The sequence below is a fragment of the Leucobacter edaphi genome, from assembly GCF_016522535.1.
GTDB classification, from domain to species: domain Bacteria; phylum Actinomycetota; class Actinomycetes; order Actinomycetales; family Microbacteriaceae; genus Leucobacter; species Leucobacter edaphi.
The window spans coordinates 48,537-69,549 of the sequence record NZ_JAEHOI010000004.1 but is presented as its reverse complement, the minus strand read 5'-3'; the positions used below and the strand labels follow the sequence as shown (position 1 = coordinate 69,549).

Annotated in this window: 17 protein-coding genes; 9 read left to right on the top strand and 8 right to left on the bottom strand. The window is 69.4% G+C overall.

The window, feature by feature from the left end; all coding sequences use genetic code 11:
• Window positions 1-10 precede the first annotated feature (10 nt).
• The 4 genes from JD292_RS05100 to JD292_RS05085 form a co-directional block, all read right to left on the bottom strand.
• The gene (locus JD292_RS05100; RefSeq protein WP_200131661.1) at window positions 11-1,975 is read right to left on the bottom strand and encodes a serine/threonine-protein kinase; all 1,965 of its coding nucleotides are present in this window, start codon (window positions 1,973-1,975) and stop codon (window positions 11-13) included.
• Window positions 1,976-2,106: 131 nt separating this feature from the next.
• Window positions 2,107-6,393 carry a type VII secretion EssC family protein gene (locus JD292_RS05095; protein WP_200131660.1) on the bottom strand — a complete coding sequence of 1,429 codons (4,287 nt, stop codon included), beginning with the start codon at window positions 6,391-6,393 and terminating at the stop codon, window positions 2,107-2,109.
• Window positions 6,394-6,464: 71 nt separating this feature from the next.
• Window positions 6,465-8,201 (bottom strand): hypothetical protein, encoded by a 1,737-nt coding sequence (locus JD292_RS05090; protein ID WP_200131659.1) that lies wholly within the window; start codon window positions 8,199-8,201, stop codon window positions 6,465-6,467.
• Entirely contained in the window at window positions 8,198-10,930 is a 2,733-nt protein-coding gene (locus tag JD292_RS05085) for a hypothetical protein (RefSeq protein WP_200131658.1), read from the bottom strand. The genes JD292_RS05090 and JD292_RS05085 overlap by 4 nt, the downstream gene beginning before the upstream one ends.
• A gap of 149 nt (window positions 10,931-11,079) precedes the next feature.
• Here JD292_RS05085 and JD292_RS05080 point away from each other — a divergent pair, with 149 nt between their 5' ends.
• From JD292_RS05080 to JD292_RS05060, 5 genes are all read left to right on the top strand, one after another.
• Complete coding sequence (locus JD292_RS05080; protein WP_200131657.1) at window positions 11,080-11,361, top strand: pyrophosphorylase; 282 nt, start codon at window positions 11,080-11,082, stop codon at window positions 11,359-11,361.
• Between the two features lie 139 nt (window positions 11,362-11,500).
• On the top strand, window positions 11,501-13,102 hold the full coding sequence (locus JD292_RS05075) for a hypothetical protein (RefSeq protein WP_200131755.1): 1,602 nt from the start codon (window positions 11,501-11,503) through the stop codon (window positions 13,100-13,102).
• A gap of 5 nt (window positions 13,103-13,107) precedes the next feature.
• Window positions 13,108-13,539: a hypothetical protein gene (locus JD292_RS05070; protein ID WP_200131656.1), complete on the top strand. Its 432-nt coding sequence runs from the start codon at window positions 13,108-13,110 to the stop codon at window positions 13,537-13,539.
• Complete coding sequence (locus tag JD292_RS05065) at window positions 13,529-14,014, top strand: hypothetical protein (RefSeq protein ID WP_200131655.1); 486 nt, start codon at window positions 13,529-13,531, stop codon at window positions 14,012-14,014. Before JD292_RS05070 ends, JD292_RS05065 begins: the two co-directional genes overlap by 11 nt.
• Window positions 14,011-14,709: a hypothetical protein gene (locus JD292_RS05060; protein ID WP_200131654.1), complete on the top strand. Its 699-nt coding sequence runs from the start codon at window positions 14,011-14,013 to the stop codon at window positions 14,707-14,709. Before JD292_RS05065 ends, JD292_RS05060 begins: the two co-directional genes overlap by 4 nt.
• Here JD292_RS05060 and JD292_RS05055 read toward each other — a convergent pair.
• Window positions 14,706-15,404 carry a TetR family transcriptional regulator gene (locus JD292_RS05055; RefSeq protein WP_200131653.1) on the bottom strand — a complete coding sequence of 233 codons (699 nt, stop codon included), beginning with the start codon at window positions 15,402-15,404 and terminating at the stop codon, window positions 14,706-14,708. The genes JD292_RS05060 and JD292_RS05055 overlap by 4 nt on opposite strands.
• Before the next feature lie 108 nt (window positions 15,405-15,512).
• On the bottom strand, window positions 15,513-16,130 hold the full coding sequence (locus JD292_RS05050) for a flavin reductase family protein (RefSeq protein ID WP_200131652.1): 618 nt from the start codon (window positions 16,128-16,130) through the stop codon (window positions 15,513-15,515).
• A 65-nt stretch (window positions 16,131-16,195) separates the two neighbouring features.
• On the opposite strand from JD292_RS05050, the gene JD292_RS05045 reads away from it, so the two are divergent.
• Together JD292_RS05045 and JD292_RS05040 are read left to right on the top strand one after the other, a co-directional pair.
• On the top strand, window positions 16,196-16,930 hold the full coding sequence (locus JD292_RS05045; protein WP_200131651.1) for an ArsR/SmtB family transcription factor: 735 nt from the start codon (window positions 16,196-16,198) through the stop codon (window positions 16,928-16,930).
• 67 nt (window positions 16,931-16,997) lie between these two features.
• A complete protein-coding gene (locus JD292_RS05040) occupies window positions 16,998-18,248 on the top strand; it encodes an Nramp family divalent metal transporter (RefSeq protein ID WP_200131650.1) in 1,251 nt (416 codons plus the stop codon).
• Window positions 18,249-18,264: 16 nt separating this feature from the next.
• On the opposite strand, the gene JD292_RS05035 is transcribed toward JD292_RS05040, so the two are convergent.
• Window positions 18,265-19,056: a PIG-L deacetylase family protein gene (locus tag JD292_RS05035; protein WP_200131649.1), complete on the bottom strand. Its 792-nt coding sequence runs from the start codon at window positions 19,054-19,056 to the stop codon at window positions 18,265-18,267.
• Between the two features lie 93 nt (window positions 19,057-19,149).
• Between JD292_RS05035 and JD292_RS05030 the strand changes: the two genes are divergently transcribed.
• Together JD292_RS05030 and JD292_RS05025 are read left to right on the top strand one after the other, a co-directional pair.
• Entirely contained in the window at window positions 19,150-19,632 is a 483-nt protein-coding gene (locus JD292_RS05030; protein WP_200131648.1) for a fluoride efflux transporter FluC, read from the top strand.
• A complete protein-coding gene (locus JD292_RS05025) occupies window positions 19,629-20,000 on the top strand; it encodes a fluoride efflux transporter FluC (RefSeq protein ID WP_200131647.1) in 372 nt (123 codons plus the stop codon). The genes JD292_RS05030 and JD292_RS05025 overlap by 4 nt, the downstream gene beginning before the upstream one ends.
• 76 nt (window positions 20,001-20,076) lie before the next feature.
• Here the strand turns inward: JD292_RS05025 and pdxY are convergent, their stop codons facing one another.
• Entirely contained in the window at window positions 20,077-20,928 is an 852-nt protein-coding gene (pdxY, locus tag JD292_RS05020) for a pyridoxal kinase PdxY (RefSeq protein ID WP_200131646.1), read from the bottom strand.
• Between the last annotated feature and the right edge of the window lie 85 nt (window positions 20,929-21,013).

Below are 21,013 nucleotides of genomic sequence, written 5' to 3'. Positions count from 1 at the left end.
AAGTGCCTGATCACCCCCGTGTCGTCACGGAGAAGGCGTTGCTTTCGAGGCCAGTGAAGTTTCCGACGGTGGCACGCAGCCGGCAATCGCTCGCCACGGTGAGCACCGTGACGGTTGTGCCGTCCTTCGCGACCGCGACGGCACCGGAACAGCCGTCGTCGAAGCGCACCGGGCTGGCGTCACCCGCGACGTCGGTGAGCATCTGCGACGGTTTCCCCGTCGACGGGCTCTGGAACAGGGGGTTGAGCTCGTCGGTTCCGCCCGGCCACATGGGGAGCAGCGTAACGGCCAGCGGTGTCTGGCTCACGGCACGGGACGGGACACGCACCTGGACGCCCTGCAGCCGCTGCGCCGGGTACGCGGTCGACACTGCGAGGGAATCGGAAATGGTTGCGTTCGTGTCCGTCGCGGCCCGGTCGAGCCACGCCTGCAACGCGGCGGCGTCCTTCACAGACCCGGAGAACGACCCGGTCACCGTGAGGTTCCCGTCCGCGGGGATCGTGATCCCGCTGAGCGACCACCCGCACGTCCCGGAGATCCCGGTCACGGACCCCTGGTGGGGCGTGCCCGACGCCCCCGCCCAAATGACTTTCGGGCACGGACCACCCTCCGAAAGTGGCGGCATCGCCGCGTAGAATTCACCGCTCAGCGGGGCTTTCTGCGCGGTGAGGGTGAGTTTCAGGGTGATCTCACCTGTCTCGGGGTGATACTCCGCTGAGCGGGAGGTGCCGAGGCCGGTGGGGAGCGGCTGGTCCTGCTGGCTTGCGGTCACGGCGACCTGGGATCGAGCGTCCGGACCCGGGTTCCCACCGAGTGCGAACGCCAGCCAGACTGCTCCTCCGATCAGTGCGGCCACGGCAACCGCGGCCAGCACGATGAAGCGTCTGGTGAGCCAGGCCGGGCGAGCGGAACGCGGGGGCGCTGCTGGCGGGGGGATGTGCAGCGGTTCTGCCGGTGCCATCGCTCGGACAACGGTGCGCGATCCGGCTTCACCGAGGACCGGCGCGGCCGCTGGGAGTGAGCGGGCGACCTCCGCCCGATCGTCGTTTCCGGCCAGGAGATCGCCGCGAACCACCGTGGCCGGGCGCTCGGATTCGAGGAACGCGTGAGGAACCGGCGCGGGGCGAAGCGGCGGAAGACCCGCGTGCAGGCGGGCGAGCCGCTCGAGTCCAGCGGCGGCATCAGCGGCTGTGGGGCGTTCCTCGGGATTCTTGGCGAGCAACATGCTGATGGCGCGACAGATCGGGGCTGGAACGGGGAGCGCGGGCGGCGTCGAACTGACATGACGGTAAGCGATCGTGAAGTCCGTGCCAGGACCCGCGAACGGCGTGCGACCGGCAAGCAGTTCGTAAAGCATGATCCCCGTGGAATAGACGTCGCCAGCGGGGGAGCTGCGGCCCTGGCTGATCAGCTCCGGTGCCATGTACTCCGGCGTGCCGAGGATTCCGGTGGTGGAGCGCCCGGATCCGTCGAGCACGGAGGCGACCCCGAAGTCGGTGACGCGCACCGTTCCGGCATCGCCGGATTCCCACGGTGCGGTGAGGAGGACGTTGTCGGGTTTTACGTCCCGATGCGTCACCCCGTTCGCGTGAGCCGCGGCCAGCGCGCGGAACACCTGTGCGCAGATGCTCAGCGCCGCAGCGGGCGGGAGTGTGCCTCTCTCGCGGGAGAGGTCGCCCAGCGATCCGCCCGTGACCAACTCCATGAGGATCGCGAGGGTGTCACCCTCGACGATGAGGTCGCGGACCGCGACGATGTTCTCGTGCTCGAGCTCGAGCAGCACCGACCGCTCGCGGACGAAGCGCTCAACGAGACGCGGATCGCTCGCGTGCTCGGCCCGGAGGATCTTCGCGGCGAGGACCGGCTCGCCTCCAACGGGAATCGCCGTCCAGACCTCGCCGGACGCGCCAGCGCCCAGGGGCTCGCCGAGCCGGTACAGGGCGCCGAGGGCCTCTCCGGAGTGGTGATCGGGCATGGAATCCTTCGCGGTGAACAGGAGGGGTGAGGGTGTGAAGGGGTGAGCTGGGCCGGGTGAACCTGGTGAAGGGGGCGAGCCGGAGAGCGCGGCGAACACCGCGCGGGAGCGCGCCGCGCGCAGCGGGCCGCCTATCCCGGCCCGACCACCTGCACGAGCGCGAGGTCGCCGCCCGAGCTGAGATAGCCGCGGCCCGGGGTGATCGCTACGGGGGATTTCCGCGGGATTCGGGCCCCGAGGAGCTCGCCGTCGTAATCGACGTCGGGCTGCAGCAGCACGCCGGCCCGCGACTTCCGCACGGCCTTGCTCCAGTGGTTGAACATGCCGCGCAGCTCGGTGCTCCGCCCCGCCGCGATGACGGTCAGCTCGGCCGGCGGGTTCGAGAGCAGCCCCGAGAGTGCCTGATCGGGATCATCGACCCGCTCCGCGTCATCAATGAGGAGGAACACCGGACCGGTCTCGGCGTGAAGCGCGGAGGCCAGCTCTGAAATCTCACCCTCCGCTGACGCGAGGCGGTCGAGGCCCGCGGCGGCGAGCGGGGAACGGGGCCCACCGATACCCCAGACGAGCGGGCGGTGCACGGGCTCCGTTGCCTGCAGCGTCTCGGCGATCGCGAGCAGCAGCGAGCTCTTCCCCGACCGCGCAGGCCCGGCAAGCAGGGCGTGTTCGCCGGAGTAGAGCTCGAGGACCGCGGGGGAGAGCGTGTCCTCGCGGAGACCCACGGGGATCCGGATCGGGTCGCCGTGCAACTCGAGGCCGTCCGCGAGTTCTCGCGCGGGAATGTACTCGGGGAAAACGCCGATCGCGTCCGGTTTCGGGGTTGCGTCACTCCACCGGTCCGCGGCTTCGCGGACCGCGGCGTCGAGCCCGCGCGCGGGCACGGCGACCTGCATCTGCAGCTTGCGCACCGTGTCGACGCAGCGTCCGGGAACCGGGGCGGGCTTCTGCGTGCCGCGTATGCCGAGCGCGGAATAGTCGTAGTCGTCCGGGAGTCGGAACACCCAGCGCTGCGTCGTGACCTCGTCCATCGCGGCGGGTACCGCCTTCGAGCGGGTGGTGGACACGGCGAAGTGCATTCCGACGCTCGGCCCGTCGGCGTACACGCGGTAGAACGCGTCGAGGAGCTGCTGTCCGTCGTAGTCTTGGAGTTCGTCGCGGAGCGCGGCGAAGCCGTCGACGAGGATCACCATGGTGCGCCCCGGCTCGTGCGATTCCCGCCGTCGCTGCAGCTCGGCGCGCAGGTGCCTGAGGAAGCGGGTCTGCTGCTCCTTCGCGTTTGGTCCGGAACCCACGTAGGCGGTGGTGTGCGGGAGACCCGCGAGCGGTGCGAGGGATCGGGAGCCGAGATCCAGGGCGAGAATATCGAGGTCAGCGGGCGATTCCGTGGCGGCGAGGGAAAGTGCGAGCGTGGCGAGGGTGGTGCTCGTGCCGCTGCCGGGGACGCCCATGAGGAGGATATTTCCCTCCGAGAGGCGCCAGCCGCTCGCGAACTGGCGCTGGCCGTCGGGGTCGTCCGTCAGCGCCGCCTGGACGAGCCCGTCAACGACCCCGCCGACGCGCGGGGCGGAGAGCGACCCGGGCGCCGCCTCCGCCGGATCGGTCTCGTAGCCCGCGAGATCCGCGCGCGCGTCGAGCGCCTCGGGCCAGACGCGCCGGGGCAGGGTGAATCCCGCCGCGCGATTCGCGGCGATAACCGACTCCATCAGGGTGTCGAGGTCGGTGAGGTCGGAATCCTGCCCGGCGGAGGGCGGAACGGGGTCGGGCGGAGCGATCTGGCCGAAGGTCCCGACGGCGCGGGTCTCTATCCGCTGCGTGTTGGTGGCGCGGACGGGGGCGGAGACGTAGGCGGTTTGGACGAGTTCGAGGTCGTCTTGGCCGCGCTGGATGTAGGCGCGGCCGCGGTGGAAGCGGCTGATGGTGGCGGCGGATCCGTCGCTGATGACGCTGGAGGAGTCGTCGGCCTTCTGGACGCGGGCGGCGATGCGGAGATTGGAGTTGGTGAGGATGGCTTCGCTGACGACGCCGGCGGGTTGCTGGGTGGCGAGGATCATGTGGATGCCGAGGGTGCGGCCGATCGCGGCGACGGAGACGAGGGAGGCGAGGACGTCGGGGAAGTCTTTGACGAGTTCTTTGAACTCGTCGACGATGAACAGGATCCTGGGCAGGGGTTCTGTCGGGTTGGTGGCGAGGTAGGCGGGGAGGTTTTCGATGCCTTCGCCGGCCTCGGCGAAGAGGCGTTGGCGGCGGCGCATTTCGGCTTGGAGGGCGCGGATGGCGCGGTCGGCGAGTTGTTCGTCGAGGTTGCTGATGGTGCCGATGGTGTGGGGGAGGCGTTCGAACGCGGCGAATGCTGCGCCGCCCTTGAAGTCGACGAGGATGAGGTTGAGTTGTTCGGGGGTGAGGTGGGCGACGAGGGATGCGAGGAGGGCCTTGAGGATCTCGGATTTGCCGGATCCGGTGGTGCCGGCGACGACGCCGTGGGGGCCGTCGTGGACGAGGTCGACGGAGAAGACGCCGTTTTCGCCGATCCCGAGCGGGACGACGAAGTCGCTCTGCGTCTCCCAGAGGCGGAGCACCAGCTCGGGGGTCAGTTCCTGCGCGCCGAGCAGTTCGGGCAGCTTCGCGACCGTGGGGAGCGCGGCGCCCGGAAGCGCGAGCTCGGGGTCCTCGAAGCGGGCGAGCGCCCGGGCGGCCTCCTCGGCGGCCTCGCGGCTCACCCCGGAGAGGACCGCGTCGGCGATCCGCTCGGTGCTGTCCTCGTGCAGCACGGTGCACGAGGCGTCGGCGCCGACCTCGACAACGGTCGTGCAAGCGGCGGGAAGCTGATCCGTCGACGCGGCGATCACGATCCCGCCGACCCGTCGGACGGTCTCACCCGGCCGGAGGGCCGCACTGCTGACCTGCCGTCCGGTCCCGAGCAGCTCGCGGGCCGGGGCGTCGCGGCCCTCGGTCAGCGCCTCGGAATCGAGGACGGTGAGGAGCAGCGGGGTGGGGAGCGCGGAAAGTCCGTCGAGCAGGGTCCGCAGGAGGGTCGTGCTCGTTCTCCGGTCGTGCGCCATCCATCGGCCGCCATCCCCTGCAGCCTGCCGGGTGTGGGGCAGCCACGACGCCCACTCCCACTCGTCCTCGCGACCGGGGTCGCAGAAGACGCCGATCGTCAGGTCGGCGGGCCCCACGTGCGCGCTCGCCTGCACGAGCAGCGCGCGGGCGAGCGCGAGGGCTCCCGCGCGATCACCGGCGATGCCGATGACGCCGGCGTCGCTCAGATCCGCGGTGATCGGGGCAGCGAGCATCCGGCCCTGATCGAGCACCGCGGTGACGCGCTCGTCCAGGCGGATCACGCCGCGCATGTCGAGTTCGGGGCGCCACGGAACGTCGCCGACGCCGACGAGGAGCGAGAGGCACTCCTCCTCGCCAGCGCGGCGCGCCCACAGCTGCGTGGAGGGGAGCGCGGCACGACGCAGCATGATGGACGGGTCGGGTGTCGATTCCTGCAGACGCAGCGATTCGCTCGCCGCGTCGCGAACGAGGGTCGATTGCAGCTCGTGCAGCGCCGCCGTGAATCTGGTTTCCTCCTCCCTGAGCGACTTCGTGCGGCGTCGCCGCGACTCGACATACATGCCGACGGCCATGATGGGGCTGAGCAGGGCGAACATCGCAAAGCGGAGGTCGCGCAGCACGAGCACGAGGACGACGGCCATGAGGATCGGGGCGAGGACGAGGATCAGGTTGAACTTGGCCGCCTCGGGAATCTCCTTGGGGGTCGGAGGAACGACCGGATCCGGGTGGGGCGTTCGCCCCAGCTTCGGCGGACGGTTGAACGGTGCGGTTCCCGCCGCGGTGAGCTTGCGCAGCGACCCGGGGGCCGGTGCCTCCGGTTCGAGGAGCGCCGGCCGCACGACGAGGGCTGTGCCGCCGATCACGATCGTCGTCGGCTCCGTGATGAGGACGCCGTCCGCGGCGACGCGCTGGCCCCCGATGAAGGTGCCGTTGGTCGAGCCGGTATCGGTGAGGCGAACGCCCTGACCTTCGAGCCTGAGGACGCAGTGCTCCCAGGAGGCGCTCTCGGTGTGCAGGACGAGATCGGCCTGCGGGGCCCTTCCGATGATCAGGCCGCGGTGCGGCGGGATCGCGATCGCGTGTCCCGATGCGGTTCCAGCTGCGACCGCGACGTTCCACCCGCGAATCTGCTGGGCCGGCGCGGCGGGGGAGTGCGCGATCCGGGATCCCTCGAGGAGCGAAAGCTCTTGCAGCGGGGTGTCCGCGTCGACCATCGCGCCGTCGAGCGCGAGGCCGCTCCAGGGCGTCGCGGGAGTTCCGCGCAGCGTCTCGAGGAGCTCGCCGAGGGTCGACGACGGATCGAACGTCGTGAGGTCGACGACCTCACGCAGTCCATCGAGTTCGATGAGGAGCCGCATTCCCGCCTTTCACGTGTGGGAGCAGGCCCGTTTGCCGGGCGCTGCTGAGATGTTTGCCGGTTCGGAGTCGCTCACTGTCCCGCATCCGGCGCGGGGAACCAGGTGAGAGGCGCGTCGCTCGTGGGGCGGAGCCCGAGGGACTGGCCCGTCGCGTGCAGCAGCTGGACCCTGCCGGAGGCGGCCTCCTTGCGACGGAAATCGAGGAGGGTGCCGGCCGCGCCATCGCTCGCGGTGAGCTGCAACTTCGCGAGTTCCTGTCCGATCTGCTCCGGGCTCGTGCTCCCCGCCTTGCCCGCCGCGGCAGCGAGGGCCACGACCGCGTCGTGGGAGCGAACATCGGCCCACGGCGCCACGTCTGAGAACGGCCCGTCTCCGGACAGGTTCTTCGCCTCGGGATCGGCGGCCAGCAGCCGGACCTCCTGGAGGAACGCCGACGCGGCGCGCGCCTGCGTTCCGCTGCCGAGCGCGGCGGCGTCTCCGACGTTCACCCCGATCGTCTCGAGCGATGCGGTGACGCTGCCGCCCTGCTCCTGGAGCGACCGCGTGAACCCGGGCGAACCTGCCGCCGGTGCGAGCACGAGGGGAACCGAGACGTTTCTCGCCTGGAGCTCCTTCACAATTGTCGCGAGGCTTCGTGCGTTTCCGCTGATCACGAGGACGTCAGCGGGCTTCTTCTCGGACTTCGGCTGTTCCTTCTCCGCGAGGTCGGTGCCCGGGTATGCGCGGTGGGCGCTCGCATCGGCTCCGGCGCGTGCCGCGGCCGCCTCCGCAACGGGTGCGAGATCGGATCCGGATGCTCGAAGCGTCTCCGAGAATGCCAGCCCATCGGGGACACCCGGCCCGGCGGCGATGAGCACCGGGTTCGTGAACTCGCCGATCGCGCCGCGGTACGCGGCCTCGAGCGCCTTCTCACCCGGGGCGAGTGTCCAGACGGCGGCCGAACGCGCAGAGTCCGGGATCGTTTCGTAGGCGAGCACTACGGGGAGCTTCGCCTCGATCGCCGCTGTCACTCCCGCGGCGAGATGCTCGCCGCTCGTCGCGAAGACGATCCCGCTCGCGCCCTTCTCGTGCAGCGAGGTCACCGCCGCTTTCGCGCCGTCGGAGGTGCCGTGGTCGTTTTCAACGATGAGTGCGATCTCGGATCCGCCCTCGAGAAGCCGTGCTTTCGCGACCGCTGCGCCCTCCGCAGCCGACGCCCACTCGGCACCCTCGACGGCGCCCTGCCCGATGGATACGACGACTCCGAGCGTGAGACCCTTCGGCGCGTTGACGCCCGTCAGCGCGACCGGAACGCTGATCGCGACGGGATCAGCGGTTTTCGGGCGGAGGATCAGCACGAGCATGATCACCAGGACGAGTGCGAGCACGCCCGCGAGCACGGCGAGGAGAATCGTCCGGGGCTGCCGCCAAGGATTCTCGGGCGCTGCTTCGCCCTCCTCCGCGTCGCTCGCGCGATCGTCGGCGTCGAGATCGTCGCCGAGATGATCGTCGTGCCCGTCGCGGCTCTGTTCGCTGGCGCGACCGGTGCGGCGGGCCCCGGTCGAGGGGGTCGTATCGCCGCCGGAGGCGTTCCGGCGGACGACCGTCTGGTGCGTTCCCGGGATCTTGGCCCCGTCGTCGACGGGACCGGGGCCCGCTCCCGAGCTCCCGCGTCGCCGCGGGCCCGGCGCCGCGGGATCAAGCTCGGCCGGAACCGGTCCCTGCCAGGTGGATCTCCCGCGCCGCGGGCCATCCCCGCCCTCCGGCGGGGCCCCGGGCGTCTCGGCGGGCGCCGAGCTCCCGGGCCCTCGCCGACGGACACCGGTCACTTGGCCGATCCTCCGAAGTGGAGGCTGTAGATCGTCTGCGACGTCGCCCCCTTCGGGACGCTGAGATGGAACGGCGGGAGCGAATCGCTCTTCTCCAGGGCGGCGCGGAACTGCGCGCTGCGCAGCTGCAGCGCGGAAAGATCCTGATCCCGGACGTTCGCGAAGCCTGCGGCGTGCTGCGAGGCCTCGGCGAGCTGGAAGTCGGCAGTGTCGGACTTGGCCGCGCTCGCGGAGATCGAGCCGAGGATTCCCGAGCCCTTGATCTTCGGGTCGCCGAGGTCGAGGAGCACCTTGTTGAGGCCATCGCTCAGCTGGACCGAGGCGGCCTTCACGTCTCGCGTCGATGCCGAGGTGCTCTGATCGATGCTCTGGAGCGCCTGGGCCGTCCGGTCGGAGAGCGCGTGCTGGGAGGCCTTACCGCTGTTCGCGAGTTCGGTCTTCTGGCTCTCAACGAGCTTCTTCCCGTCGCTTGCGGCGTCGCTCGCCGAGGTTCGCAGGCCCGCGATCAGCTCGGAGTAGGACTCGCTGAGCTGCGCGTCGGTCTGCTCGCGGCCGCTGTTCAGGTCGGCGATTCCCCGATCGAGGTCCTCGGCGACCGCCGCACCGGTTTCGTCCGCGGCCTGGGCGAACTCCGTGGTGATCTCCTTGCTCAGCGAGTCCTGTTCGGACTGCGCGTCCTCGAGCTTCGACTGCAGCTCGCTGACGGAGGCGGTGGCGGTTTCGAGCTCGGAGCGCATTTGCTTCGCGGTCTCGGGCGAGATCGAGCTGGCACCTTCCCGCTCGTCCTTGGCGTTCACGGTCTCCTTCAGCGTGCCCAGCGCGCCGCTCAGGCGGGCGATGTCGCTGTCGCCCTCGGCGACGAGTGACTCGGCGGCCGCGTCGACCGCGTCGGCCTGCGCGGGGAGGTCGGTGACGGGAAGCGGGGTTTCCGGCTTCTGCCCGGGCATCGGCTTGATTGGAGGGGCGATGAACGGCTTTCCTGCGCAGTTGACACCGGCGAGCTGCGCGCTCAGGGCGTCGAGTTCTGCGCGGTTGACCTGGTTCGGAGCCTTCCCGAGGTTGCAGACTCGCGCGGCGATGGCGGTCTGGTTCTCGTCGATCTGGCGGAGTCGCTGGGACACCTTGACGAGTGGCTCGTGCACGGAAGCGAGGTTGCTCACCTCCGACTCGACCTCGGTGAGCTGGCTGAGCAGCTGCTGCTGTTCCTCGGCACCGGCGTTGTCCTGTTCGAGCGCGGTGATGAGCGCGTCGACGTCGTCGAGCTTCTCGGCCAGCCCGGTGGACATGGCGTGGGCGTCCTCGACGGTTGGCGACTTCAGCTCCTCAGCGAGCTGAGCGCCCGCGTCCTCCAGGTCTTTGAGGGATTCGTGCACGGTCGACTTGCCCGCGAAGAGCGAGCAGGTGGCCGAGGCCGACTTTTCCGCGTCGCACACCTCTGCGGAGGGCTCCTCGGGTCCGATGGTGCTGCCGAGCTTTTCGCGGATCTGCTTCTGGCACCCCTCTGACGCCTCTGCGTAGCCGTCGAGCAGCCCGGACATCTGGCTGAACATCGAGTAGACGGTGCCGTTCGGGGCGAATCCCTTGAGCTTCGTGGCGCAGTCCTGCTCGGTGGTGACGGCGGGCGGCGGCGTATTCGTGTCCCCGAGGATGTCGCCCATCGCGTTGACGATCTCCGCGAAGTCGGAGTTCATCGAGTCAGAGGCGGCGTCGACCGAGCCCGAGAGGCCCTGCTTGAGGGAGGCGAGCTCCGCTCCGAGCGTGTTCATTTCCTGCGTGATCTGCCGGGAGTTGGTGTCGAGCCTGGTCACGGCCGATGCACCGAGCGTGGCCGAGGTGTCGTTGAGGTTCTTGCGCACCTCGGTGACCGTGGAGCCCGCGCGGGTGAGCACGTCGTTGATCTCGGCGACGAGCTTGATCGCCTTCTGCTGCATTGCGACCTGGCTGTCCGGCCCGTTTTCGATTGCGGAGGCGAGCGCGCCCTCAAACGACAGGTCGGTGCGGAGGCCCGCCTGGACGGAGACATCGAGCTGCGGGACCGTGAAGTTCTTGACGTTCGCGACCAGGCGCAGCGTCGTGGTCGCCTCGGTCTGCGGGGGAGCGAGGAGGACACCCCACTGGACCTTGCTGCTGCCCTTCTCCGACGCGCTGACCACGCCGTTGGTGCTGCGCTTCGACTCGCTATCGAACACGAGCGCCCCCGGTGAGGTGCCGGGCAGCGTCGCCGAAGCGGCCACGCTGAGGGGAACGCCAACGAGGGCGGGGGCGGTCTTCTTCTGCCCGGCGGAGTCGTAGCTCAGTGTCTCCGGCTTCACGGTGAGGTTTTCGAGCGTGATCTCGATTTCGACCTTGCCGCTGTAGCCCTTCAGCTTCGAGAGGTCGCTGCCTGAGCCCTGGCTCGTGCGGTATCCGGTGGTGACGCGGATGGGGAGGTCGTTCACGACCTCGTCGGTGGCGTAGTCCGTCGACTCGCTCCGCATACCGCCGTTCGCCTCGTTGAGCAGGACCGCGGTTCCCGTGAGTCCCTCGACCGTGCCGCTCGGGCCCAGCCTGACGTCGACGGACTGGAGAACGCGCGTCGCGGGATCGCCGCCCTGCCGCGCGGAATCGCCGCCGAGCGTCGCGCAGCCGGCAGCGAACGCGAGCGCCCCCACAGTCACGGCCGCGAGCGCGCGGCGCGCGTGGGGGTTCATCAGCGTCCCGCCCGTACGTCCGACAGTTTTCTTCGCCATCAATCACACCTCTGCCTGAATGCAAACAATCCTCTGATAATACTAACTCGTACGCTCGTCTGGTAATCAACATTGTTTTCCCATAGGGTTTGAATAGAACTCGCGATCCAGCGGGTTCTTTTCATTGCATCCATAGGAGGTCCGACACCATGTCACGCGTTCTCTCAACCGAGGAAGCCAAGACGGCAATCCGCCAGATTCAGTCGATCATCAACGGTGGCTTCACCGAGCAGATCGACAGCCTGGATGCGCAGGGACGCATCCTCTCCGACGCGAACGTCTGGGACGGCCCGCTCGCCCAGCAGTTCCGCGGAACGGTCTGGCCCGACACCCACGCCGCTCTCGGCAAGGTGAAGACGGAACTCGAAGAACTCCGCGCGCAGCTCGACCAGATCGCTCAGAACATCTTCACGGCCGGCGGCGGAGCCTAACCGCCCCGGTGCCTGCAGGGCGCCCAGCGCCGAATCCTGCGCCGGGCGCCCTGTTCCTGTTCGCGGAACACCTCACCCCGACTCTGACCCTCAGCCTCACCCTCACTTTCACCCTCACCCCGGAGGAATCGAGAACAACGTGACGATCCAATTCGATGACGGCGCAGCAGACTCCCTGATCTCCGCGGCGCGGAGCGCGGCCGATACCCTCCGCGGCCAGGCCGGTCCACGGCGCACGGCCGCCGAGGACGCCGCAACAGACTTCGCGGGCGCATACGCCCGCAGTTTCGCCACCGTGTGCACGGTCGAGGCCTCCGATCGCGGCAAGCTCGCCGGGGTGCTGGACTCCCTCGCCACCCAGGTCGAAGACGCCAAACGGCGAGCGCAAGAAGAAAAGGACCGGATCGCAGCCCACGACGCGTGGCAGGATCGGGAAGACCTGCGCGATCGCAAGCGAGTCATGTCCGGCGCCATCGGGGCGCCGACGGTCGGCGCGGAGATCAGCGATCCGGAGCCGTCGAACGAACCGAACCCCGCTCCCACCATCACGGCGGACTTCGCAACGTCGGCGCGTGATCGCGGCGCGAGCGGTGGTTCCGGAGGGGTGAGCTCGGCCGTACCGGAGCGACTCACCCGTTTCGCGGAGGCGACCGCGGCGGCGAACCGGGACCTCAGCGACCGCGAGTCGCGCCTCAGCGGTGCCTGGTCCGGGTTTACGAGCCAGTGCTCCTGGGTGAACATCGGCTCCGCCACATTCACGAGCGGGTTCTCGCAACTCACGATCGAGTCCGATCTCGACGCCGAGTGGGCGCGGACGCTCGCGAGCTCATTCGAGGAGGCGGGCGGCGGGGGTGTGCTTGACTCCGCACTGGGCGGTGCCTGGTCCTCATATGTTGAGCAGCGGACGCACGAGGTGGTGGAGGGCTCGCAGGCCACTCCCTCGGAGATCGATCTTCTTTTGCAGAGCCTGGGGAGAGCGGTGTGGTCGGCATCCGTTCTTGACACCTCGAATCCGCTGTCGATGTTGCAGGGTTTGCAGGGCCGCGCCGGGGATTTCACCACCGCGACGTCGCGCACGATCACCCACCACATAGCGGGCGATCTGAAGTTCACCAGGAATCGTCACGTCAACACGGACAGCTATAGCAAGCTCACGAAAGTGCTCAGGGCCCGCAACGACGCGAACTGGTCGGCCCGACCGGGGATGGAAGACGTGCATGCCCGGGCGCTGAAGTTCGGCAAGGTCGCGGGGAGGGCGAATGTTGCCGCCGGGGTGTTCCTATCCGGAGCGTCGCAGTGGCAGAAGGACGCAGGCGGTGATTTCACCACGGGGGAGCGCGTGGGTCGGACTGCGACGCGCGCCGGAATCGTCGGTGCCTCGGCGTGGGCCGGTGCGGCCGGCGGTGCACAGGTCGGCGCAATGGCGGGAATGCTCTTCGGGCCCGCTGGGGCGGTCGTCGGAGGCATCGCCGGTGGAATCATCGGCGGAGTCGTCGGGTCGGGTGTCGGAGACTACCTCGCCGACAAGGCGATGGACCTCGGAGCCAAGGCCGGCCAGGCCGCGGCCGACTTCGGGAAGAAGGTCGGAGAGGGAGCCGCCAACACGGTGAAACAGGTCGGAGAAGGACTCACGAGTGCGAAGCAGGCCGCGACCGTGAAGATTGCTCAGATCGGGACCTCTGTTGGCGAGGGCATCGGCAAACTCGGAGACGCACTGTCGTTCTTCGGAAAGAAAGCCTGACCAGGGTGCTCTTCGTAGGAATCGGGATCGGGGTGCTCGCGCTCACGGCGTGGTCGTGGGCCGGTCGATCCGCGGCCGCTCGATGGTGGACGCGCGCCACGCACGGCGACACGATGATCCTGATCCTCGCACCGTTCTTCGGCCTGCTCATGCTGTCGCTCGCCCTCGTCGACAGTGGGGCGCCGAACTGGATGGGTCCGCTGCTCTTCATCGTGAGCTTCGCGATTCTGCTGTGGAGCCTCATCGTCGGACTGATCAGCCCGTTCAACTGGAACGCGCAGCGAGCCTGGGGGCCGCGATGGTATGTGCGGCGTCCCGAGAAAGAGGTCTACGCGGACCAGCGGGATCCGCTTGCCACACCCCGCAGGGCGCGACGGAAGCAGCCGCGGGGAGCGCACGCCGAACGAGCGGAAGGAACGGAAACGAATGCGGACTGAAGCCACCCCAGCACCCACGATCCGTGTGCCAGAAGACTGGCGCATCGAGCGCGATCCGAGCCCCGAGATCGCCATTGTCGCGCTTGCACCGCCCGATCGCACGGGGTTCTCGCGAAACATCGTCCTCACGATCGGCCCGATGACCCAGGAGTGGCGCGACGCCGAGCGCTGGCAGCGCACCGCTGCCGAGGCGATCCTAAGCGCACTCGAAGACGCGCAACTCATCGACGCGAGCGTGGAGGAAGACGGTTTCCGGCAGCTCATCTCCTACGTCGCCGAGGGGCGAGCGCTCACGCTCGAGCAGTGGGCCACCATCCATTCGGCGGGCAGCGACGAGGAGGGTGGAAACCAGAACCTCACCGCCGTCACCGTCTCCGCCACCACGCCGACACTCGCGTACCCGGATCACGCCGAAGAAATGTGCAATATCGCCTGGAGCCTCGACGTGGGAACCGGACCAGAGGAGCGTTCATGAGCATCATCACGGGAATACCGCGCCGCGGCCTGACTCTCGAATCGGGCCGGCTCGCGGCACTCCGCGCGGAGCTCCGCGACGACCCTGAGACGGCGAGCGATCCGGCCCTCCAGGAGATGGCGCGCGTGCTCGGGAAACCGGCCCACGAACTCATGGTGAGCATCAGCGGTTCCGACGGTGAGACGCGGCTCGCCTTCGCCATCGAGGGCCCGACCGCCGTCGTCACGATGGCGCGGCCTGGCGCGACCGCCGAGCTGGCCGTCGTCACCGCGGATTCGATCCCCGGCATCATTGCGCTCGCCGCAGAGCTCGGCCCGGCGCCCTTCATCGACGAGCCCGACATCCTGGTGGATCTCCGCGAACTCGAGGGGTATCTCGCGGGCCCGCGGCCGCCGCGCAGCGAGCGGAGCGGGGAGACCGGGAGCCGGGCTGCCTCAGTGTTTGCGGAGCCGGGCGTGCGCAACTGGAGCGCGTACCTTGCCGGTGCCGGCGACGGGGAGGGGGAGCGGCTGCTGCTCGATGTGGTCGGCGGCGCCGGGATGGGCTGGTGGGTGCTCGACGTCGGTGAGTCTGGCGCGCGCCTGATCCGCACGCGATCGGCCCTGATCTGGGAAACCCTGTGCCGGCTCGCCTCGGGAGGCGGCATCGACGCGGTGGATGCCGAACCCGCAACGGAGTCGGAACCCCCGACCTAGGCGTCGTTGACGGCCGCTCGGCCTCTGGCCGCTCCGCGATCGGCTTCGTCGAAGGCCTCGGCGATGATCCTGAGCGCCTCGTCCTTCCGTTCTTCCGGGAACAGGCCGTCGGCGATCAGGGTCCACAGATTGCGGACCCCCGTGAACAGGTCCTCTCGCCCGGACCGCACGCGGGACAGCAGCTGCACGCCGGTGAAGCACGCGAGGTAGGTGTCCGCGACGGCGGGAACATCGATCCCTGGTCGAATCTCGCCGCTCTCGATTCCGGCGTGGAGCATCGCCTCGATCGCGACGCTCCACCCTGCGTACGAGCGGGCACTGGGGTCGATGAAGTCGCCCGCCTCCACCGACAGCTCGAAGCCGGCCTGCACGATCGGGTCGCTGCGGAGCTGGTCGGCCGCGGCGATGGAGAACTGCACGAGGCGCTCGGTGACCGTGTCGAAGCTGGCGATGACCTCTTCGGCGCGCGCAGCGCTGCGCGCCCGCTGCTCGGCGATGATCGCGAGCGCGATCTGATCCTTCGTACCGAAGTGGAAATTGATCGTGCCGAGTGACACCCCCGACTCCTCGGCGATACCGCGCATTGCGGCGGACCCGTACCCGGTGGTGCTGAAAACCCTGGCGGCGCCCTCGAGGACACGCCGCTGCGTCTTGCGGCCGCGCTCCTGTGAGGCCGTTCGGCGCTGTGCTGGCATTGCGGTGTCCCTCCAAGGCGGGGCGTCGCTGACATTCCCCGGTCGGTTCCCGCGCCTCGTGTCGACTCTATCGAGGCTTCGCTGCCCGCCTCGAACCGGGCGCGCGTGTCACCGCTGATTCAGCGCCCACGGCGGGATTCCGCGGCGTTCACCGAGGCCGAAGAAGTGCTGGAACGTGTAGATGAGCGGGCGCCAGCGGAGCGTGTCGATGTGATGGGTCCCGTCGATGACGAGCTCGTCGATCACGTGGACGGCGCTGCAGCGCGCGTGGACGATCGCGAGTCCGTCATCGCTGATCTGCGTGTTCTCCACGCGCGCTTCGAGGTGGACCGGGAGCTCCGCCGCTCGTTCCGGGCGGACGGTCGTCGCGGGCATCCGGTGCCACCCCACGGCAGCGAACTTGTCGGGCTCGTACCAGGTGTCGTCCGGCTTTCCGGCTGGGATCGGGTACTCGCCGGTGAGCTGGCCGAGCCTCTGGACGGGTTCCCACTGGGTCTCATCGGGAAATCCGACGACGATCTCCGGGCGGGAAAGCAGATTCGGGACGGTCCGTCCGCCCGCGTCGATCCCGAGCACGATGTGATCGCCCAGTGCCCAGTAGGACGAGATCGGCGCGAGATTCGTGGAGCCGTCGGGGTTCTCGGAGGAGATGACGCAGACCGGCGTCCCGAAGTAGAGGACCGAGGGCGTGATGGTTCGATGATTGCTCGCTGAAGAAATGCTCATGCCGGGTACTGTCCCACCCGGAGAGTTCGGCGGCCGCCGAATGGTCGGGGTGCCATGCTGAGGGCATGGACGAACGCGAGGACGGTGCCCGGCTCGCGCGAGTGGCGTCCGCCCTGTCGGATGCCAGCCGGGCGACGATGCTGCTGTGCCTGCTCGACGGCCGCGCCTGGACGCCGGCGGAACTCGCCGATCGCGCGGGAATTGCGCGCTCGACCGCGACGGGTCACGTGAATGCCCTGGTTGAGGCGGGGTTGGTGAGCGACCGGCGGGCAGGGCGGCACCGCTACCTGACGATCGCCCGCCCGGAGGTCGTGGCTGCGATCGAGGCGCTCTCGACGTTCGCCGTTCCCGCACGACCCGGCCCGACGCTTCGCTCGGTGCACGCCGACCGGGCACTGCGCCACGCGCGGAGTTGCTACGACCATCTCGCGGGTGAGCTGGGCACGGAGCTCCTGCGCGCGTGGGTGTCGCGCGCGCTTCTGGAGGTCGAGGATGCGAACGGGCCTGACGGGGACGCGCGGCGCGTGCGGCTCACAGCTGCTGGCGAGGAATGGTTCGGTGATCTGGGGATCGAGCTCGATCGGCTGGCGCGTGGACGCCGCCAGCTCGCGCTCGTGTGTCTCGACTGGACCGAGCGGCGCGATCACCTCGCGGGCGCGCTCGGGGCCGCGTTCATGGCGCGTGCGCAGGAGCTCGGGTGGATCGGCCGTCGAAGCGGCTCGCGGGCCATCAGAGTGACTGAGGTCGGAACCCGCGAGCTGGAGGAGCGACTCGGGCTGCGGCCCGTCGAACGCCGATGAGCGGCGCACCACCGCAGGATGTTCGCCGCGTCGAACTTTGCACTTCTCGTGAACTAAACTGAGGGCTATGGAGCAGCTGCGCGAGCCATCGACCGCGAACTTGGCGCGCCCGCAGAAGCCCGCGTCCGCGTGGCTGCTCGGCCCCGCGCTCGTCGCGGGCGTCGCGTACCTCGACCCCGGGAACGTCGCCGTCAACATGTCCGCGGGCGCGCGCTTCGGGCACCTGCTCGTCTGGGTCGTGATCGCGGCGAATGTCGCTGCCTGGCTGGTGCAGTATCTGTCGGCGAAGCTCGGCCTCGCCACGGGGCGCAGCATGGCCGAACTGCTCGGGGAACGTTTCGGCTCGCGCTGGGGTCGGATTCTCTATGGCCTGCAGGCGCAGTTTGTCGCGATCGCAACGGATATTGCCGAGGTGATCGGTGGCGCGGTCGCCCTGTGGATTCTCTTCGGGGTGCCGCTGGTGGTCGGCGCGATCATCACGGTGGCCGTCTCGACCGTGCTGCTTCTGTTCCAGGCGAGGCGGGGCGCGCGGGCGTTCGAGTTCGCGATCATCGCGCTCATGCTCGTGATCGTGCTGGGCTTCACCTACGGACTCTTCGTAGCTCCTCCCGATCCCGCTGCGGTGGCCGGGGGACTGGTGCCGCGCTTTGCAGGCCCCGACTCGGTGCTGCTCGCCGCGAGCATCATGGGGGCGACGGTCATGCCGCACGCGATCTACGCGCACTCCTCGCTCGCGCGGGACCGTTTCGCCGTCCCCGGTGCGCCCGGCCTGCGCCGGCTCCTCAGAGCCACGCGGATCGATGTGACCGTGGCGCTGGCGATTGCGGGGTCCGTGAACCTCGCGATCCTCGTGGTGGCGGCGACCGTGCTTCCCGGCGTCGAGGGCACCGACTCGCTCGAGGGCGCCCACGCCGCGATCGAGCGCGCGCTCGGCCCCGCTGCCGGGGCGCTCTTCGCGATCGGCCTCCTCGCCTCCGGCCTGGCCTCGACCGCGGTCGGCGCTTACGCGGGAAGCGACATCATGGGCGGGCTCTTCCGCACGAAACTTTCCCTGATCGCGCGCAGGCTGTTGACCGTGATCCCCGCGATCGTGCTGCTGGCTTTCCAGTTCGATCCGACGACGGCGCTGATCCTCAGCCAGGTCATGCTCTCGTTCGGGATCCCGTTTGCCCTGGTCCCGCTCGTCTGGCTGACCTCGCGTCGAGACGTCATGGGGGACGCGACGAACCTGCGCACCACGACTCTGCTGGGCTGGGCGGTGACCCTCGGGATCGTGGCGCTCAACGTCGCCCTGCTCGTGCTGCAGTTCGGGAGCTAGCCCCGGATCGAGGCGGTCAGTCGCTGCCGCGCAGCCGGTGCCGCGCGAACGTCATAGCGAGCGGCACCCCGGCCCGCTCGCCGTGACCGCGGAGCAGCCCCGGCACAAAGTCGGCGGGCGCTGGGTGCCAGGGCAGGTCGGCGAGGTATTCCCGGTGTGCGGCGAGCGAGGCCACGGCCTTCTCCTCCGCCGCGGTCCCGATCTCGACGTAGTGCGTCGGTTCCGTGCCGGTGAGGAGCAGGAAGGTAGCGCCCCACGGCTCGAGCCCCTCGTCTTCCGCGAGCTCGCGGAACACCCAGCGGTTGTCGGCGTCGCGCACCGCATCGATTGTCGCGAGCCCGATCGCGCGGTGGTCGGCGTGGTCGATGCCCCAGCCCACGAACAGCTCGCCGCTGCCCGTGACCACTGCATCCGGCCTGAACTGCCTGATCTCGCGCGCGATCGCTCGGCGCAGGGGGAGGCCGTACTCGAGCATCCCATCGGGGAAGTCGAGAATGGTGAGCCGGGAGGCGCCCACGGCCTCCGCGGCAGCCCGCTGCTCCGCAGCGCGGAGCGGCCCCACGATCTCGGGGGCGCGCTGCATGCCGGCTTCGCCAGAGGTGAGCAGCAGATAGCCGACCTCGATCCCGGCCGCGACCCACTCCGCAACCGCGGCGGAGGGTCCGTACTCGGCGTCGTCAGGGTGCGCGACGACCACGAGGATCCGGTCCACCCCGGTAAGATCCAGGGGTGCGAGCCGGCGCTGCTCTCCGGCGTGCTCGGCGGTTTCTGCCGCTTGATCGCTGCTGGGCTTCGATGCTTCGCTCATGGGGGCAGCATACGACCCAGACCTCAAATCCGGGTCATAAACTGGGATTCGTCGTGAATCGTCGATGTGAGCGCGCGGGGGGAGGGATGGCCGATGTCGGTGCAGGATCCCGGGCGCGCGGACCCGGCGCTCTCCAGGGTGGCCGAGCGACGGTTCCCGCCGATCGAGCTCCTGCTCGTCGGGTTCGGGGGAGCTGCGGGGTCACTCGCGCGGTATGCCGCCGGACTGATCGTCCCCGGCACGATCGGAACCCTCGTCGTGAACGTGTTCGGGGCCTTTCTGCTGGGGGTGCTCGTGGAGGCGGTCCTCCGCCTGACGATGATCGCTCCCGAGGCGCCTGTGCGCGTTACCCGGCTCCGCCGGTGGCGCCTGCTGCTCGGAACGGGCGTGCTCGGGGGATTCACCACCTATAGCCTGCTGGCGGCGGACATCGCGGAGTCCCTGATTGCTGGTCGGATCCTCGAGGGGATCGGCTACGGGGTCGCTACGATCGTCGGCGGCGGCGTCGCGAGCATGCTCGGGATTGCCGTGGCTCGCGGGATCGTCCGCCGCGGGGAATCGCGGGTGACGGAGTGAACGGCTGGGCCGTGTTCGGGCTCGCGGTCGCCGGCGGAGTCGGGGCGACGATCCGGCACGTGCTGGACACGCTGCTCACCCCTCGCGCGCGCGGGCGGTTCCCGCTCGGCATCTTGATCGTGAACCTGACCGGGTCTTTTGCCCTGGGGCTTGTGCTTGGCCTCGCCCTGGATCACCCCGTGGCTGTCGTCCTCGGCACCGGGCTGCTGGGCGGCTATACGACGTTCAGCACGGCGAGTCTCGATACGGTGCGGCTTCTGGAGCAGCGACGTTTCGGTGCCGCGGCGAACAACGGGATCGGGATGCTCGTTGGCGCCGCGATCTGCGCGGTCGCGGGGATCCTGCTGGCGCGCGCGTTTACCGGGTAGCGCCCGGGTCAGAAGCGGGTGAGGCGAGGCGCCATCGAGACGGGCGAGCCTCGTTTCGCCCGTCTCGGCACCCTGATCAGCGCACGCGTTCGGCCGTGAAACGCAGCTCGGGTGAGGCGAACGCCTCCTGCGCGGCGACCAGCTGCAGCTCACGGTGTCCGCCACCGAGCGTGTGCTCGAGGAGCGAGAAGACGCTCGCCGCGGTGCGCTCGAGCGCTGCGGCGGGGTCCCCGAGGCGGGTGAGATGGGCGGTGAACAGCGCCGCGGTGACGTCGCCGGAGCCGTTCACCTTGCCGGGGAGGAGGGGGGTCGCGATCAACCAGGCAGACTCGGCATCGATGGCGAGCATTTCGATCGTGTCGGGGGCGCGCTCCGGGCGTTCGACGCTGGTCACGAGAACGTTTCGCGGTCCTCGGGCCATGGCGAGATCGGCGGAGGCGAGTGTGCTTTCGAGGGTGCCCGGGGAGGTGCCCGTGATGAATCCGAGCTCGAACTGGTTCGGCGTGATGAGGTCGGCGTGGGGGACCACGCGATCGCGGATGAGGTCCTGGACGGCGGGGGCCACGTGGCAGCCGGACTTCGCGTTTCCGAGCACGGGGTCGCAGGCGTAGATCGCGTTCGGGTTGCGCCGCTTCACGCGGGCGACCGCGTCGAGGATCGCGTCTCCGATATCGTCGCCGCCCTGATAACCGGACAGCACGGCGTCGACGTCGTCGAGTCCACCGCGTTCCTCGATTCCCGTGATGATCTCGCGCACATCGTCGCCGCTCACGAGGGGGCCGCGCCAGGCGCCGTAGCCGGTGTGGTTGGAAAAGAGCACGGTCGACACCGGCATGACGTCGACGCCGATCCGCTGGAGCGGGAAGACCGCTGCGGAGTTGCCGACGTGGCCGTACGCGACGGAGGACTGGATCGAGAGAACACGCATGCCCCGATCCTGCCACTGGTTCTCTGAGTGGACCACCGTTGCCACAATTCAGTGGACCACTTTGCGGGAGTCCTTGCGGGGATCC

Bases quoted from the DNA above. Each gene is read 5' to 3' on its own strand.
- JD292_RS05065 (WP_200131655.1), top strand. From the start codon at position 13,529: ATGCGGACTGAAGCCACCCCAGCACCCACGATCCGTGTGCCAGAAGAC.
- JD292_RS05095 (WP_200131660.1), bottom strand. From the start codon at position 6,393: ATGCGGCTCCTCATCGAACTCGATGGACTGCGTGAGGTCGTCGACCTC.
- JD292_RS05080 (WP_200131657.1), top strand. From the start codon at position 11,080: ATGTCACGCGTTCTCTCAACCGAGGAAGCCAAGACGGCAATCCGCCAG.
- JD292_RS05055 (WP_200131653.1), bottom strand. From the start codon at position 15,404: ATGCCAGCACAGCGCCGAACGGCCTCACAGGAGCGCGGCCGCAAGACG.
- JD292_RS05030 (WP_200131648.1), top strand. From the start codon at position 19,150: ATGTCGGTGCAGGATCCCGGGCGCGCGGACCCGGCGCTCTCCAGGGTG.
- JD292_RS05100 (WP_200131661.1), bottom strand. From the start codon at position 1,975: ATGCCCGATCACCACTCCGGAGAGGCCCTCGGCGCCCTGTACCGGCTC.
- JD292_RS05060 (WP_200131654.1), top strand. From the start codon at position 14,011: ATGAGCATCATCACGGGAATACCGCGCCGCGGCCTGACTCTCGAATCG.
- JD292_RS05085 (WP_200131658.1), bottom strand. From the start codon at position 10,930: ATGGCGAAGAAAACTGTCGGACGTACGGGCGGGACGCTGATGAACCCC.
- JD292_RS05045 (WP_200131651.1), top strand. From the start codon at position 16,196: ATGGACGAACGCGAGGACGGTGCCCGGCTCGCGCGAGTGGCGTCCGCC.
- pdxY (WP_200131646.1), bottom strand. From the start codon at position 20,928: ATGCGTGTTCTCTCGATCCAGTCCTCCGTCGCGTACGGCCACGTCGGC.
- JD292_RS05050 (WP_200131652.1), bottom strand. From the start codon at position 16,130: ATGAGCATTTCTTCAGCGAGCAATCATCGAACCATCACGCCCTCGGTC.
- JD292_RS05040 (WP_200131650.1), top strand. From the start codon at position 16,998: ATGGAGCAGCTGCGCGAGCCATCGACCGCGAACTTGGCGCGCCCGCAG.
- JD292_RS05035 (WP_200131649.1), bottom strand. From the start codon at position 19,056: ATGAGCGAAGCATCGAAGCCCAGCAGCGATCAAGCGGCAGAAACCGCC.